Source organism: Sphingomonas sp. 67-41 (genome assembly GCF_001899725.1).
In the GTDB taxonomy this organism is placed as follows: Bacteria; Pseudomonadota; Alphaproteobacteria; order Sphingomonadales; family Sphingomonadaceae; genus Sphingomonas; species Sphingomonas leidyi.
This window is the reverse complement of sequence record NZ_MKWJ01000008.1, coordinates 20041-35676: the sequence shown is the minus strand read 5'-3', so window position 1 is coordinate 35676 and position 15636 is coordinate 20041. Positions and strand designations below refer to the sequence as shown.

Sequence of the window (15636 nt, the reverse complement as noted above, 5' to 3'; positions counted from 1 at the left end):
GCTCTACGGACGCCATCACAAAATTACGTTGATAAGACCGTGCAGCTGTCGCGGGCTCGTTCGAAATGCGCGCCACCAATTCGCTCAGTCGGAGCCTGCCGACTGTACCCATCGAATCTCGCATCGCCGGATCCAAAATCGTTTCATTGTTCAGCGATAGCTTCCGGTCTGGAGCTCGGATCTATATTGATAGGCGAAAGGCTCGTCCGCAACGTGTCGAGCATCAAGTTCGCCGCGGCCCGGACTGCCGATTCATCGCATCCGGCCACCGCCTGGACATACACGCCGGATAGCAAGATCAAAATAAGCTGGGCCAGATCGCCTGGATCGACGTCGCTCCTGAGTTGCCCGGCCTGGATCGCGGCGGACATCCGGCGTTCAAGTGTCCATTGGCGAAGCCGTCGTCGCCGTTCGACAAAATCACGTATCGCGTCGCAGCACGGAGCACCGGACAGGATGGCGAGGAAGCCGGTGGGTCCGCTGCCTGCGGCGAAGACGGCCGTATCAACACTGCCGGCCACCAGCTCCCTTAGGACGTCACCAATATGGACCCGCCGCAAGGCGGTTCGAAAAAAACGCAGTCGTGTCGCTTCAAAGCGCAGAAAGGCATGGCGGAAAAACGATTCTTTAGGGCCGAACGTCCGGTAGAGGCTCGGCCGGCGCAGGCCGGTAGCATGCTCCAGATCGTCGATGCTGGTCCCTTCGAATCCCTTGGCGCAAAAAACCTCCATGGCGGCCTCGAGCGCCACATCCGGATCGAACGAGAGGTGCCTTCCCATGCGCGTTAATCGGTCATCGCGAACCGGTGTATCAGCCCGGTTGGATCTTCCCTTTTTGCCGCAGTGTGAGGTGGCAGTCTCGCGCATGTTGGCGGCTGCTCACGCTCGGATGCCAAGTCATTGGCTTGCCGTCCGCTCCCCACGGCTCTCGTCCGTGCAACAGCCGATCGAACGGGCATATGGTTCTTCCTCATGATCGGGCGTGGTGTTTATCGCTGCATCTTCCGGTCGCATTGATTGTAACAGGCTAAGGGGCATAAGATAAGGATCCGGCCTTCAGCAGCATGGCGACATAGGCCGAGGTGTAGCCACCATGGAAGTCTTCGGCAGCCTGATACATCTGCTCAGCGTGCATTTGCCTTTACTCGCGTTGAACTCTCTTTCGTTTCTGTCCCCTCTGGTCCATCCGTCCACCCCCCACCAAGCGCCAGGAACAGGTCCACCTGCCGATCGACAAGGGTCGCACGCGATTGCGCGAGTGTTGCCTCGGCGTTCGCGAGACTTGCTTCGGCGGAAAGAACATCGATGAAGTTTGTTCGGCCGAAATGATAGAGACGGCTTGCCTGGTCGCTCGCCTTGAGCGTGTCCCCCTGGGTCAGCGTGAGGGCATGGTTTCGATCTGCTTCCCGGGCATAGGCCGACAAGGCGGTTTCGGTCTGCCTCAATGCCTCGATGACCGTGCCGTCGAAATTGGCGGAGGCAGCCTCGGCAGAAGCCCCGGCCTCTGCGATCCGGGCATGGGCGACCGACCGATTGGGAAAGGTCCATGAGAGGAGGGGGCCGAGGCTACCGCCGAAGCCGTTGCCCGACAGGAAGGTCGAGAACGGACCCGCGAAGCCCATCGAGCCGCCAAGCGAGATGTGCGGGTAGAGTTCCGCTGTCTCGACGCCGATAGTCGCCGTCGCTGCATGAAGCCGGCGCTCCGCCGCGCGGACATCCGGACGTCGGCTGAGCAGCGCGGCGCCGTCTCCGATCGGGATGACCTGCCGGAGCGAAGGTGGAGCAGCACATTCCTCCGCCTCACGGGGGTAGTCCGCAGGCGCGCGGCCCATGAGCGCAGCCAGTTCGTATAACGCGGCCTGACGACTGGCGAGGACGCCCGGAATAGCCGCGGCGCTCTGATCGACGGCCGCCCTTGCGCGCGTGACATCGAAGGCCGTGCCGCGCCCGCCGCTTGCGAGGCGCGTGGTGACCTGCAGCGTCTGGCGCTGCACCTCGAGAACCCTTCGGGTGGCCGCAAGCGTCACGTTTGCAGAGCAGGCGGCCGCGTAGCTGCGCGTGACCGCTGCAGCGACGGCCACCCGGACCTGGTCGCGTGCCGCCTGTTCAGCCTCGCTGTTGGCGCGTGCCGCCTCGATGCCGCGCTTGATGCCGCCGGCCAGATCGAGTGGGTAGGACACCCCCGCGCCAAGATTGTAGGTATAGGACGAACCGGGGCCAGTGAAGCCGCCGATGCGGCTGATGTCCGCGCCGCCCGAGATGGTCGTCTGGATGGTCCGGCCCGCCTCGGCCTCGCGCACAATATAGCTTGCACGCTTCAGATTGGCATCGGCGGCCCGCAGATCGGTATTCGCCGCGAGCGCTTCCGCTACATAGGCGTCGAGTCTGGCATCCTCATAAAGACGCCACCAATGATCGGGCAGAGGAGCCGATATGTAGATTGCCTCGTCGCCGCTGTGGAATGGCGCGTTCGCCGAAGGCGATTTGACCATCGCATGGTCCGGAACCCGGAAATCCGGACCGGCGGTGCAGGCCGACAGCAGCGCCATCAGCAGTCCGGATGCGGCAGCATGGCGTTTCATGCCCGCTTCCCCCTCGGCAGGATCGTGACAGTCGCTGTCCGCCCGGGAATAAGCGCGGTGTTCGGCGCCAGCCGATCGATATGGATCCGCACAGGAATGCGTTGGGCCAACCGAACCCAGGTGAATGTCGGAGTGACCGTGGGCAGCAGGTTGCCGCTGTTCCCGCGCTGGTCATCGGCGATACCGCCTGCGATGCTGTCGACATGGCCCTCCATCGGTTGCGGCGTTCCCATAAGCCGCACGATCGCGCGGTCCCCGACACGAATGCCGTCGAGCTTGGTTTCCTCGAAATAGCCCTCCACCCTCAGGGTGTCGGTCGCGATCAGCGCCATCGCCTGCGTGCCGACCCCGATATAGTCGCCGGGATGAAGATCGAGATTGGTGACCTGCCCGTTGACGCTTGCGCGGACCTCGGTCCGCTGCAGGTTCAGCGCGGCGGTTTCGCGGGCCGATTGCGCCTGCATCAGCGCCGCCTGCGTGGTCAGCACGCGAGCGACATTCTCTTCATGGGTCTCGGCCGCGACCAGGTCGCCCAGCGCGAGATCGCGCCGCGCCGTCTTGCGCGCCATATCGAGTGTTGCCTTGGCGCTGGCAATGTTGGCGTCGGCTTCGTCGAGCGCGGCCCGGTATCTTGGACGGTCGACTACGAAGAGCAGGTCGCCGGCATGAACGACCTGATTGTCGCGCACATGGACCTCGGTCACCAGACCGGCAACATCGTTCGTGACCCGCACGACATCGGCGCGGACATGTCCGTCGCGCGTCCAGGGCGAGACCTCGTAACGATGCCACATTGCGATCGCGACGAGCGCCGCGACAACGACGATGACGAGGGTCGCCACCAGCCTGACCAGATAAGGAACAAAGCGTTTCATGACATGGATCCAAAAATGCCGCTCGCATCCGCGAGCGCGGCAAGAAGGAGAAGGAAGATTGCGAGATCGACGATCGGCCGATGGACGATGAAGCGATAGAAGCCGATGCTCGACAGGAGCATCGTCACCGCCCCGCACAGGACCAGCGCTCCGAGCCCGATCAGGATGAGGGTCGGAACGAACACCCCGAAGATCGAGATTTCGCCGATCATGCTTGCGTCTCCAGGAGAGGTGCGGCGGCATCGGGAAAGAGGCTTCGCCGCAGACCCACGAGCGCGAGAGAGAGCGCCCTTGCGGCATCCTGCGGAAGCGTCGATGAGCTCCTTGCCAGGAGCCGATCGAGTTGTAGGCGTGCATCCTCGCCAACACCGGGCGCAGATGAACCGGCGGATCGAAGATGGTCATGAACCGCAACCAGCACAGACCCGATAGCCCCATCGGTATCGGCCAGACCCCTTCTGCCTCTGATCCGGCGCAGCTCGTCGATGTTGATGCCGGCCCGCGTGTCCGCCAATATAGCCTCGAGCGTGTCGGAAGAGGCCTCTCCGCGGGCTACATGCGGATAGAGATAGGCGACGCGGTCCAGCATTGTAGCGAGCCAGCGCTCGGTGCGAGGTCGGGCACGGCTCAGGCATCGGCGAGCCAGGTCACGCCGCGTGACATGAAGCAGCTTGCGGGCACGCATGTTACCATCGATGCTCGCAAAAAGCGTCAGGCTGATCACGGGGGCGGCCATCCCGGCGAACTGCGCCATATTGCCGTTGAGAAGGGCATCGAGGCTGCTGGAATAGCGATCGACGAGTCCGATCGAGGTCGGCAGCGTCACCATGAAGCCGAGCGCATAGGGTGCTGTCGGAGGCATGGTCATCATCCCTCCCATCAGGAGAAGCGTGGGGGCCAGAACCATGACCAGAGGCGCGAAGTCCGTGACGCGCGGAAAGATCGCGAAATCGTAGAGTAGGCAGACCATCGTGGCGACGACGGCACCAATCAGCAATTTCCAGCCGGTGGCGGAGTCGCCGCCAATGCTTGCGAGAATGGCGCCCACGGCCCCGGCGATCAGGGCGGCCGACGCGCCGTCGGGCCAGGCAGTCGCGATCCAGACCGTGCACAGCAGCACAACCGCGGTTGCGACTCCCAGCGCCGACCGGATGGCCACCCCATGATCGCGGTGGAGCGGACGATGGCCGGCGCGGCGTAGAACGGCTTCTATCTCCCTGGGCGGAATTGCATGAGGATCGGCTATCAGCGTCCGCAAAGCGCCGCAGGCGCTATGGGATCGAATCAGTTCGTTGAGGCGCACGAGCAGATTGGCGAGCAGCATCGCGGTCCAGGACGATGGCGCTGCAGGTTCCAGCATCCGCGCACGGCTTGCGAGCGTCTTCGCCTCCCCATCGGAGCGCGCACCGGACTCCAGCCACTGGCGCGTGTCTGCCAGAAGCACCTCGACCGTTTCCGGCATCGCTCCGGCCGCACGGAGCTGTTCGATCCGGTCGAGACATGCAGCGCCCAGGGGCAGGATAAGGGAAATCTGATCCTGCAACGCCCGCACCACCGAGATTCGCGGCTGCAGACGTGCCATGTCGAAGGGAAGGTGGATCGAAAGCTGGTGAAGATCGAAGATGTCGACCGCTAGACGCCGCCGGTCCCGGTTCAACGTCGCTTCCAGTCGGTCGTTCAGCGTGTCGGACGACCAGCGCGCTGCATCCCCGAGAATCGTATCCACGCGGGCGATCAGACGCGAGGTGACAGTCTGCGGAAGGACCACGCCATGGAGCAAGCTGGCACACAGGATCCCCAGCGTGATCTCCTGGACGCGCAGGATCGCGGTGGTGAAGATCGCATCGGGCGCGGAGACCGAAGGAAAGCCGATAATGCTCGCCGTGTAGCCGGCAAGAAGAAAGATATAGGATCGCGGAGTCCTATCCAGCAGTCCGAAATAGATGCAGACGCCGAGCCAAAGGGCGAGTGCAAGCGTGAGAAGCTCGGGAGAGTTGACAAGATTGGGCACGAGGATCACCGCCATCGTGGCGCCCAGGACCGTGCCCAGTACCCTGAACAGCGCTTTCGACAGAACCGCACCGGCAAGCGGTTGCGAAACGATATAGGCGGTAAGCACCGCCCAGGAGGGCCGGGGCAGGCCGATGCGCAGCGCGATATAATAAGCGAGCATCGCTGCCACGAGGCACTTCACGGAGAAAAGCGCGTCGCGGACGCCGAACCGATCAGAACTCATTGCGCCGCTCCCCGTCGAGCGACCGTGCAATCCTGCGGATCACGCGCAGGGCGGTTGCGAGATCCTCGTCGTCGAAGCCCGCAAGCGCCGTGGCGCGCAACGTCGCTATTGCCTGTTTGACCTCGCGCGCGGCCTTGCGACCGCTGCTGGTGAGGCGCACGCGGCGCACCCGGCGATCGACGGGATCGAAGAGACGTTCGACATAGCCGGACTCTCCGAGCGCATCGACGAGCCGGACGAGCGATGCCGAATTGATATCGAGACCTGAAGCCAGGTCGGTTTGGCGAAGATCGTCGCCGAGTTCGTCCGTGAGAAGCAGGGCAAGACCGGTGGCTCCCGAGAGACCCAGTCTGGCCAGCTTTAGGTCGAGTGCATGGCGCCAGCTGCGCGCGAGCGGGACGAATTCCCGAGTGAACTCGCTTTCAAGTGCAGCGCGGCCTCCCGCTCTGCCGTCCTTGATATCCAGGGGCATGCCGTCGCGCTTTCCACAGGATCGGGGCGATGCGCGTTGCCCTGCGTCCATCTTCTCGGTAGCCATTGTCAGGAAAGCCTTTCGCGGCACTCATCCGACGCGGCATTTGCTCTAAGGAAATGACTGCGTAAAAGATCATTATGGTTCGAACGAATACCGTGGGGGTATCGTGTACGATGTGAAGCATCTCCGCTATTTTGTCGCCGTGGCGACCGAACGCAGTTTTACCCGTGGCGCCGAACGGCTCAACATGGCCCAGCCGCCGTTGAGCCGTCGGATCCATGAAATGGAGGAGGAACTCGGGACGAAGCTGTTCGATCGTGAGGCAAGGCCGCTCGCCCTCACGGCCACAGGCCAGCTCTTCTACGAGCAGGCGATCCAGGTCATCCAGCGGGCCGAGCAGATGCGCACGACGATGAAGCGCTTCGTCGCGTCGGAGCGCCCCCGGTTCGTCATGGGGATCGTCTCGTCGATGCTCTATGCGCGTCTGCCGGAAGTGGTGCGTCGCTTCCGTGCGCGGGCGCCCAATGTCGACTTGAGCCTCGTCGAGATGAACAGTGCCGAACAGATGTTGGCGCTCAAGGAGGGGCGCATTCATGCGGGCTTCGGACGACTGCGCCTGAATGATCCGGCCGTGCGTCGGGAAATTCTGCGGGAAGAACCGCTGGCGGTGGCCATGGCGCCCAACCATCCGCTTGCCTTTGGCGACGGACCGCTAGAGCTGGAGGCCGTGGCCGATCTTCCTCTTATCGTCTATCCGAAGGAACCGCGCCCGAGCTATGCGGACGTCGTTATCTCGATGTTTCAGGACCTCGGCATGTATCCGTCCCGGATAGTCGAGGTGCGTGAACTGCAGACCGCGCTCGTCATGGCAGCGGCGGGCGAAGGCGTGTGCGTCGTGCCGGAGTCGGTGCAGCGCATGGGAAGGGTTGATATCGCCTTTCGCGAACTCGGCGGGGCGATGACGATCCCGATGATCCTGAGCTATCGGATCGACGATCGCTCCGAGGAACTCCACACCCTGTTCCAGGTATTCGCGGACGTCTTCGCCGAATGGGGCTTCCTGCTGCCTCAGGGAATGGTCGACGCAATAAATACTGAACGGCCAATGGGCTGACCTCGAGCCGGTGGATATCCTTTTCATTATGCTGCTTGAGATCGCTCACTAGCTAGGAGACCTGTGCGCGGGTGGGTGTAGGCACGGGCAATGATTGTTGATTCTATGGGGCTTTCCCAAGAAGAGAGCGGGACGCGGCGCATCGTTCGATAGGTCAGGAGCGGATCGGTTTCGCAGGCCGTAACCAGCGCGGATCATCGCTCGACGAACTGGCAACGCTGATCGATTGGCAGCCGGTGGCGGCTCTTCTTGGTCCATTGTATTCCGCTGCCAAGGGCGAACCGGCCTGGCCGCCGCTGGCGATGTTCAAGGCCCTTTTGCTCTCGATCTGGTACGATCTATCTGACGTGAAGCTTGCGGACGCACTTGATGATCGCGCATCCTTTCGTCGCTTCTGCGGCTTTTCCAGCACCGAGGCGACGCCGGAGCGCACTGCCTTCGTGCGCTTCCGCAAGCTGCTGGTCGCCGACGGACTCGACGGCAGCCTCTTCGACGCTGTGACGGCTCAACTCAGCGCGAAGGCGGTCACGGTCAAGATCGGTACGCTGGTCGACGTCACTATCATTGCGTCGGCCAGCGAAGAGGATGGCGATGGCCGCTGGGTCAAGCACAAAGGCAGGAGGGTGGTCCACGGGTTCAAGGTCCATGTCGGCGCGGATGCGGACACGGCGTTGGTCGAGAAGATTTCGGTCACCCCGGCCAATGTGAACGACGGACATGCCGGTCCTGCGGCGCTGCCCGACCATCCCGGCCAAGTCTTCGCCGACAGTGCCCACCGGGGAGCGCATTTCGGCAGCGCCGTCCGCGCCAAAGGCGGCACACCGCGCATTGTCGCCCACAGCGTCTGGGCTCGCACCGAAGAGGAAGCGCAGGCTTGGCTTAGGGCCTGGAACCGACCGATCCATCGCGTCCGCGGCAGGATCGAGAAGATCTTCGAAGCTACGGCCTACGCAGGATGCGATGGCGAGGCATCGCCAAAGCCACCGCCTAAGTTCATCTCACCGCCATCGCCTACAACCTCAAGCGCACGCTCACCATCGTCAATGCCGAGGCGGCTTGACGGCAAACAGCACGCGACCGGCGCGTCTCCGCCCGCCAATAGTATTCAAAATCAATGCTCTAGATCCACCCGCGCAACGGTCTCCTAGATGCGTTCAATGATTACTGCCGGTGCCATTCCGCCGGCTGCGCACATTGTAACGAGGCCGCGCTTCAGGTCGCGGCGCTCCAGTTCGTCCAGGACCGTACCGATCAATATCGCGCCGGTGGCGCCGATGGGATGCCCGAGTGCGATCGACCCGCCATTGACATTCACTTTGTCCCGGTCGAGCCGGAGGTCGCGGATGAACTTTTCGGCGACTACGGCAAAGGCTTCGTTGATCTCCCAAAGATCGATGTCATCGACCGTCAGGCCCGCCTTCTCGAGTGCTTTCCGCGCGGCGGGGACGGGTGCATTGAGCATCAACGTCGGGCAATCTCCCACATTGGACATCGCAACGAGTCGGGCGCGGGGCTTGAGACCGTTTTTGCGCGCATAGTCCGGTGATGTCAGCAATATGGCCGCGGCGCCATCGACGACACCGGAGGAATTGCCGGCGTGGTGGATATGCTCGATCTCCAGATCGGGATATCTGGCATTGATGAGCTTGCGGAACGTGGTTCCTGAAGAATCCAGCTCAACGTCGGCGATGATGGGGAACGAAGGCTTGAGTGCCGCCAGTCCCTCCGCGGTCGTCTGGGGCCGCGGGAACTCCTCGCGGTCAAGAGCGAGGGTCCCGTCGGCCTTGTAGACGGGCACGATGCTCCGATCGAACCTGCCTTCGGCCAGGGCAATGGCCGCTCGCTTCTGGCTTTCGAGCGCAAGGGCATCAACGTCGGAGCGGGTGATGCCCTCCAGCGACGCGATGGCATCTGCACAGACACCCTGATGGGATTGGGGGTGGCTGGCGCGCAAGCGTAGATTGCCGGCATCCATCATCAGCGGCGGTTCGCCGGCAGCGGCATCCTTCGCGGCCAGCACACCGGTCAGCGACATCATTTCGGTGCCGCCGGCGACAATCACATCTTCCAGCCCCGACATGATCATGCCCGAGGCGAGATTCACGGCTGTGATTCCCGAGCCACAGAAACGGTCGAGGGTAACGCCGCTCGCCCTGATGTCATATCCGGCGTCAAGTGCTGCCATGCGCCCAAGATCACCGCCTTGAGGGCCGCGCTGAGCACTTGTGCCCCAGATGATATCGTCTACTTCCGCGGTGGCAAGGTTGTTGCGATCGGCAATGGCACGCAGCACCGTCGCCGCCAGCTGTTGCGGGTGCATATCGGCCAGCGCGCCTTTACCCACCTTGCCGATACCCCGCGGGGTGCGAACACTATCGATAATCCACGCTTCGGCCATGTCGTTTCACCATTAATCAATCAACTAATAAATGTCTTAGTCCGGGGATCCCCAAATGTGCAACCGGCTTTCGAGAATGACGGGCAAATTCCAGCGGCTCGTCTTCACCACCCTTGGGCTGTCCGGATGTCCCCAAGACTCTATTGTGCGGCTCTGACCATCCTGGTCACGCCGCGGGAAGTGCGTCGAACGCCTCGACATCGATTGCAAGCTGACATGCACCTCGCGCCATTGACAGGAACATTTCGTCGCCTCGCTCCGTGCGTTCGACATTCGCCGAGGCGAAGATCGGCATGATGACGCCCTGCAGCATCCCGCGCCGATAGTCGGTCCAGGCATTATCCCATCCATAATCGGTGACGCCGTGGCGGCGCAGTTCATCGAGATACAGGCGAATAAGATCTCTCTCATGGGCGCGGCGCAACTCGCTTTGTATGCCGGCGCCCAGAAAATATCCCACGTCCACCATGCCCATGGCGCGCGCGGCCGTCTGCCAATCGAGAACGGCTAGCGGTTCCTGTTCGCCAAGGATGTCGAACAGGAGGTTGTCGAGACGTAGATCCCCGTGAATGACACAGAAGCGTTCGAACTCGAGCGCGCAGAAATCCCCGACTTTCTCGCCGAAACGCGTGCAGACGGCCATCAGGTCGGGCTCCAATATGCCGTCATAGCGCTCCTGGAACTTGCGCAGCGCCGCAGGGAAAATGCCTTGCATCGTCTTGAGATGCCTGGGGCGCGCGTTCAGCCATTCGATGGACCGGAGCGCGGGATCGTTCCACCTTGGGCCATGAAGGGCGGCCGCCTGCCTCATCACATGCTCTGCATCCTCGAGGCTGCATCCCTTGAGTTGATTGCCGCCCCGCGCCGGCCCCAAATCCTCCAACAGGAGCAGAAAGTCACCCGTCGCCTCGTTGATTGCAGCGTAATAGGGGTGCGGGGTGCGAACCGCCACCGTGTGGCTCAATTCTCGATAATAGCCCACCTCGTTGAGGTAGAGCCCCAGTGCTACACCGGTTTCGCGACTGGTTTGATCCTCGGCGGGGAATTTCCCGACCAGCGTCGCTGGGCCAGCTCGGCCATTGTCGTCATAGGAGAGCGTGAAGCGAATGCTGTCTCCAACCATGCCGGCACCGATCGACTCATAGCTCAGGCTGGCCACTGAGGCGGCGTCGACGATTCCCTTTTTGCTGAAACAGTCGGTTAGCCATGCAGGCGTCACCTGGCTGGGGTGGATGGGAATGTGATCGACGCTTGTTTCCATTTCGGTGGCCTCTCCTGCCATGGCTTTTGCGCGCTCCTCCTGTTCCAACAGGGGCTTGCATCTCGCTAATTAGTCAATTAATGCGGCACGGGCAATAGCGACGTATCAGGTCGCAGGGAGGATGATATGGGAAGGATCGGATTTTTTCTGGCTGGCGTTGGCATCGCCGCTTTGGCGGCCCCGGCCTTTGCTCAGGATGCGCCGCCGCAAACTCCACCGGAGGGTCCTGGTCTTCAGGACATCGTCGTGACGGCTCAGCGACGGTCGGAGCGTCTGCAGGATGTTCCGGTCGCGATCACGGCGGCCGGAGCCCAGCAGCTCGCGACGGCCCGTGTCGAGAATATCGCGAACGTCGCTGCGATCTCTCCGAGCGTCCAGTTCACTGCGGGCAATATATCGACGTCGACCGCCAACATCCAGATTCGCGGTCTCGGCACGACGGGAAACAGCAGAAGCTTCGAGGGCGCGGTTGGTGTCTTTATCGATGGCGTATATCGAACGAGGGCGGCGGCGGCGCTTCAGAATTTCAACGACATCGACAATCTGCAGATTCTGCGTGGTCCGCAAGGAACCCTGTTCGGCAAGAACACGTCAGCCGGCGCGGTTTTGATCAGCTCCACCGCGCCCGAGTTGGATCGGGTCGAAGGCAAATATGAGATCGGTTACGGAAACTTCGACACCTTTCTGGCCAAAGGCGCGGTTAACGTCCCATTGAGCGAGAATGCCGCGATCAGGGTGGCCGGCCTTTATTCGACCCGCGACGGCATCTACAAGGATGTCAACACAGGCAAGCGCCTCAATGGCGACGAGACCTATGCCTTCAAGGGGCAATTTCTGTTCGAGCCGGTGGATACGGTCAAGATTCGGCTCATCGGCGACTATTCGCGTGGGCATGGGGCCTGTTGCTATGCCACCTCAAATCTCGTGGACGGCCCGACGCAGCCGCTGGTCGACGCGCTGACCCTGGCATTGGGTCTCAAGACGCCGTCGACGCGGCTGAAGGACTATGAAGTTGCGCTGAACCATCCGGGTAACCAGGTGGTAAAAGACTATGGCGGCACGCTGCTGACCGATATCGAGCTCGGTGGCGACACGCTGAAGTCCGTGACGGCCCTGCGCAAGTTCAGCGTGATCCAGACGGACGTTGATCCGGATTTTTCAGGAGCTGACATTTTCAGCCTGGACGAGGACTTTGCCAGCCGGTTCTTCTCGCAGGAACTGACCTACAACGGCAAGATCAGTTCGCTGAATGCGAACTATGTGCTCGGCGCTTTCTATTCGAACGAGAAGCTCTCGATGGCGCGGGCCACGCGTTGGGGGAGCCAGGGTCAGGTCTATTGGGACACGCTGTTATCTGCTGCTGGTCTGCCGCCCGGGACGGTCTATGCGGCCCCGGGCACTTGGGCGACGGAAGCGATGGGGGGGCGCTCGCGCTCCTATGCGGCGTTCGCCCATTTCGATTTCAAGGTAGGAGATAAGTGGAACATCATCGCTGGTCTTCGCTATTCGATCGAAAAGAAGAGCGGCTTCTTCTTCAATCCCTTCTATCGCTCGGAGCCGAATGACGTGTTCCGTGTGCTGGGCGTGCAGCCTGGGCCAGCCTATAACGCGAGCAGAACGGACAAGGCGCTCAGCGGAACATTCGGAATTCAATATCATCCCTCGCGCGATGCTATGATCTATCTGACCTATAATCGCGGTTTCAAGGCGGGTGGGGTCAACATGGACGCGAACGCAGCCGGTCTGCCCGCCAATAATCCCGCGGAAGTGCCGGGCGCTACGCCTCTCGATCCGACCTATCGTCCTGAGAAAGTGGACGCGGTCGAATTGGGCGCGAAGATCGAATATCTCGATCGCCGCGCACGGACGAATGTGGCGGTCTTTTACAACCATGTTTCTGACCTTCAGGTCGCGCAGTTCATCGGCTTGCAGTTTGCCGTGCTCAACGCAAAGTCTGCTGAAACCTATGGGTTGGAAATCGAAAACCTGTTCAAGATCAATGATGCCGTCACGCTCGGTCTTGACGGTACCTGGTTGCCTAAGGCGGCATTTGGTGATGATCCCAACATCGATCCCGTGCTTTCCGGGCATCGCTTCCGCTACGCGTCGAAATTCACGGGCAATGCCACGGTCAATCTCGATCAGCCGATCACCGACGACCTCAGCCTCACTGGCCGTGTTCAGTACCAATATACCGGACCGCAATTGTATAACACGGCCTCGCTCGTCCGGCGATCGGCGGTCAGCCTCGTAAATGCGAATTTGGGAATCAAATCCGGGCGTGGCGGATGGCAGGTGGAAGCCTGGGTCCAGAACCTGTTCGACAAGATCTACGGCACCTTCGCGTTCAACACGCCGTTGCAGACGGGCGACGAGAATGTCTACCTAGCGGCGCCCCGGACCTTCGGTCTCACGCTGCGCGGCAACTTCTAGGGCAAGGAAGCGGAGCGGTCTGGTGACCGTTCCGCTTCCTGTCTTGATGGGCCTGGAAGGAGCGCGATCATGTCCAACGGCTATTCATCCCGGAGCATGGAGTCCCGTGTCGTTCTGGTGTCGGGAGCGTCGTCCGGTCTGGGCGCGCATTTTGCCCGCGTTCTCGCCGCGGCTGGCGCATCGGTTGTCCTCGTCGCACGACGCACCGACAAGCTTGAGACCATAGTCGCCGAGATCCAGGCTTCCGGTGGCCGCGCGGTTGGCGTCCGCATGGATGTGACGGACCCCGTCTCCGTCGGGCAGGCCTATGAGGAGGGCGAGAGGGCGTTCGGGCCGATCGACGGCGTCATCGCCAATGCCGGGATGAATTCGGAAGGTCTGGCGCTGGAGCTTGGCGCAGACGAGTTCGATGCGGTGATGGCGACGAACGTCAAAGGGGTGTTCCTGACGGTACAGGAAGCCGCGCGGCGCATGATTGCGCAGAGCAGCCGGGAACGGGAGAATGGTCGGATCCTGATCATCTCGTCGATCACCGCGCACGCCGTCACACCTGGGCTCGCAGCCTATAGCGCCAGCAAGGCGGCGGTCGTGCAGTTGGGCAGGGTGCTTGCCCGCGAATGGGCGCGCACTGGCATCAGCGTCAATATTCTCTGCCCCGGCTATATCGAAACCGACCTCAACGACGAGTGGTTCGCGAGTGAGGGCGGGCAGAAACAGATCGCACGATGGCCGCGCAAGCGGCTGCTGGCCGCGGAGGATCTCGATGCGACGGTCCTGCATCTGCTGTCCGATGCGGCGCGCAGGGTGACCGGCGGTGTCTTCACCATCGACGACGGACAGTCGCTATGAAAGAGGCCGCATCTCTCCAGGCGGGTCGCTTTTGTGGCAAGGTGGTGGTGGTGACGGGCGGAGCGTCGGGAATCGGGCGCGCGAGCGTGGAACGATTCCATGCCGAAGGCGCGGCGGTGATGGCCGCCGATCTGAATGAAGAAGCCGGCGAGCGTCTTCTGTCGCAAGTGGGCCGAGACCGTTTGCTGTTTCGCAGGACCGATGTCGCCGATGCTGCCGATGTGACCGCGATGGTTCGCGAAACCGGCAATCGGTTCGGGAGCGTGGATATCCTCCTTAACAACGCCGGCGTCGGCTCTTACGCCAGAACGTCCGATCTCGATGCGGATCAGTGGCGGCGCACCTTCGCGGTCAACCTCGATGCCGTCTTCTATGCGAGCAGGGCGGTTCTCCCGTCGATGATCGCCGCGAAAAGCGGTGTCATCCTGACGGTCGCCTCGATTTCCGGCCTTGCGGCGGACTATGGCTTTGCCGCCTATAATAGCGCCAAGGCGGGCGTGATCAACTTCATGCGAGCCTTGGCGATCGACCACGCCGCAGAGGGGATACGCGCCAATACTATTTGCCCCGGCCCGGTCGACACGCCCATAATGTCCGACCTTGAAACGATGCCGGGAATGCGGGCCTATTGGGAGCGTCGCGTACCGACCAGGCGCTTCGCGCAGGCTGAGGAAATCGCGTCAGTCATCGCATTTCTGGCGTCAGATGACGCGAGCTTCATCACGGGGGTCGCGCTTCCCGTCGATGGCGGACTGACGGCGCATACCGGGCAACCCGATCTGCCGACATTGCTGGCGACAGGAGAGCCGATACCGCTTGTCTGAATCACAAGGGAACCAGAGAGGATAGCTATGGAACGCGATAAGGCCAAATCCGACAAGTTCGCCATCTATCGCATGGCCGACGCGCCGCCCTATGCCGAACTCGATGTCATGGTGACCGAGCATTTGACGCCGATCATCAGCGATGGTCTCCAGCGCGCAGGTATGGCGGGTGCCGACAACGGCACCATTGTGAAGCTGCTCTTCGCCATGCCGGGCATGAGCCTGACCTACGCCTGGTTCAAGAGCGGGTTCCCACTGCCCCGCCACAGCCATGACGCGGATTGCCTCTACTATATCATCGCCGGCAATCTTCGGCTTGGCACCGAGACGCTCGGTGCCGGCGATGGCTTTTTCGTGGGTAGCGAGGTCCCCTACGCCTATACGCCGGGTGAGCAGGGCGTCGAGTTGCTCGAGTTCCGGACGGCGGAGCAGTTCAATATTCGCTGGCTCGCCAACAATAAGGGTTTCTGGGACAAGACGGTGGGCGCGATCGCCGCGCAGCAGAGCCAATGGCAAGGCGAAAGGCCGCCGAGCAGCCTGTAGCTGCGCGGGCCATGAAGTTCTCGATGCCCGCTTTTGCGCAACATTGT

The 15636-nt window shown here is 62.0% G+C and carries 14 protein-coding genes; 6 read left to right on the top strand and 8 right to left on the bottom strand.

What is annotated here, in order from left to right; all coding sequences use genetic code 11:
- Positions 1–143 precede the first annotated feature (143 nt).
- The 6 genes from BGP17_RS04040 to BGP17_RS04015 all read right to left on the bottom strand — a co-directional run bounded on the left by BGP17_RS04040 (position 144) and on the right by BGP17_RS04015 (position 6230).
- Positions 144–779, bottom strand: coding sequence for a TetR/AcrR family transcriptional regulator (locus tag BGP17_RS04040; RefSeq protein WP_286711117.1), 636 nt, complete (start codon positions 777–779; stop codon positions 144–146).
- Between the two features lie 344 nt (positions 780–1123).
- Positions 1124–2581, bottom strand: coding sequence for an efflux transporter outer membrane subunit (locus BGP17_RS04035; protein ID WP_151955608.1), 1458 nt, complete (start codon positions 2579–2581; stop codon positions 1124–1126).
- Positions 2578–3456: an HlyD family secretion protein gene (locus tag BGP17_RS04030; protein ID WP_151955607.1), complete on the bottom strand. Its 879-nt coding sequence runs from the start codon at positions 3454–3456 to the stop codon at positions 2578–2580. Before BGP17_RS04030 ends, BGP17_RS04035 begins: the two co-directional genes overlap by 4 nt.
- Positions 3453–3668, bottom strand: a complete 216-nt coding sequence (locus tag BGP17_RS04025) for a DUF1656 domain-containing protein (protein WP_151955606.1) — start codon at positions 3666–3668, stop codon at positions 3453–3455. The genes BGP17_RS04030 and BGP17_RS04025 overlap by 4 nt, the downstream gene beginning before the upstream one ends.
- Complete coding sequence (locus BGP17_RS04020; protein ID WP_151955605.1) at positions 3665–5692, bottom strand: FUSC family protein; 2028 nt, start codon at positions 5690–5692, stop codon at positions 3665–3667. The genes BGP17_RS04025 and BGP17_RS04020 overlap by 4 nt, the downstream gene beginning before the upstream one ends.
- On the bottom strand, positions 5682–6230 hold the full coding sequence (locus tag BGP17_RS04015) for a MarR family winged helix-turn-helix transcriptional regulator (protein ID WP_151955604.1): 549 nt from the start codon (positions 6228–6230) through the stop codon (positions 5682–5684). The genes BGP17_RS04020 and BGP17_RS04015 overlap by 11 nt, the downstream gene beginning before the upstream one ends.
- A gap of 103 nt (positions 6231–6333) precedes the next feature.
- Here BGP17_RS04015 and BGP17_RS04010 point away from each other — a divergent pair, with 103 nt between their 5' ends.
- The gene (locus BGP17_RS04010) at positions 6334–7281 is read left to right on the top strand and encodes a LysR substrate-binding domain-containing protein (protein ID WP_286711116.1); all 948 of its coding nucleotides are present in this window, start codon (positions 6334–6336) and stop codon (positions 7279–7281) included.
- Between the two features lie 149 nt (positions 7282–7430).
- On the top strand, positions 7431–8429 hold the full coding sequence (locus BGP17_RS04005) for an IS5 family transposase (RefSeq protein ID WP_353681862.1): 999 nt from the start codon (positions 7431–7433) through the stop codon (positions 8427–8429).
- Here the strand turns inward: BGP17_RS04005 and BGP17_RS04000 are convergent.
- Entirely contained in the window at positions 8426–9679 is a 1254-nt protein-coding gene (locus BGP17_RS04000; RefSeq protein ID WP_286711115.1) for an acetyl-CoA C-acetyltransferase, read from the bottom strand. The two genes, BGP17_RS04005 and BGP17_RS04000, sit on opposite strands and share 4 nt — an antisense overlap.
- A 166-nt stretch (positions 9680–9845) precedes the next feature.
- On the bottom strand, positions 9846–10988 hold the full coding sequence (locus BGP17_RS03995; RefSeq protein WP_286711114.1) for a phosphotransferase: 1143 nt from the start codon (positions 10986–10988) through the stop codon (positions 9846–9848).
- A gap of 78 nt (positions 10989–11066) precedes the next feature.
- On the opposite strand from BGP17_RS03995, the gene BGP17_RS03990 reads away from it, so the two are divergent.
- The 4 genes from BGP17_RS03990 to BGP17_RS03975 all read left to right on the top strand — a co-directional run bounded on the left by BGP17_RS03990 (position 11067) and on the right by BGP17_RS03975 (position 15589).
- Complete coding sequence (locus tag BGP17_RS03990; RefSeq protein WP_286711113.1) at positions 11067–13373, top strand: TonB-dependent receptor; 2307 nt, start codon at positions 11067–11069, stop codon at positions 13371–13373.
- A 69-nt stretch (positions 13374–13442) separates the two neighbouring features.
- Positions 13443–14222, top strand: coding sequence for an SDR family NAD(P)-dependent oxidoreductase (locus BGP17_RS03985; RefSeq protein WP_286711112.1), 780 nt, complete (start codon positions 13443–13445; stop codon positions 14220–14222).
- Positions 14219–15046, top strand: coding sequence for a meso-2,3-butanediol dehydrogenase (gene budC / locus BGP17_RS03980; protein ID WP_286711111.1), 828 nt, complete (start codon positions 14219–14221; stop codon positions 15044–15046). Before BGP17_RS03985 ends, budC begins: the two co-directional genes overlap by 4 nt.
- Before the next feature lie 27 nt (positions 15047–15073).
- Positions 15074–15589 carry a cupin domain-containing protein gene (locus BGP17_RS03975; protein ID WP_286711110.1) on the top strand — a complete coding sequence of 172 codons (516 nt, stop codon included), beginning with the start codon at positions 15074–15076 and terminating at the stop codon, positions 15587–15589.
- The last annotated feature ends 47 nt before the right edge of the window (positions 15590–15636 follow it).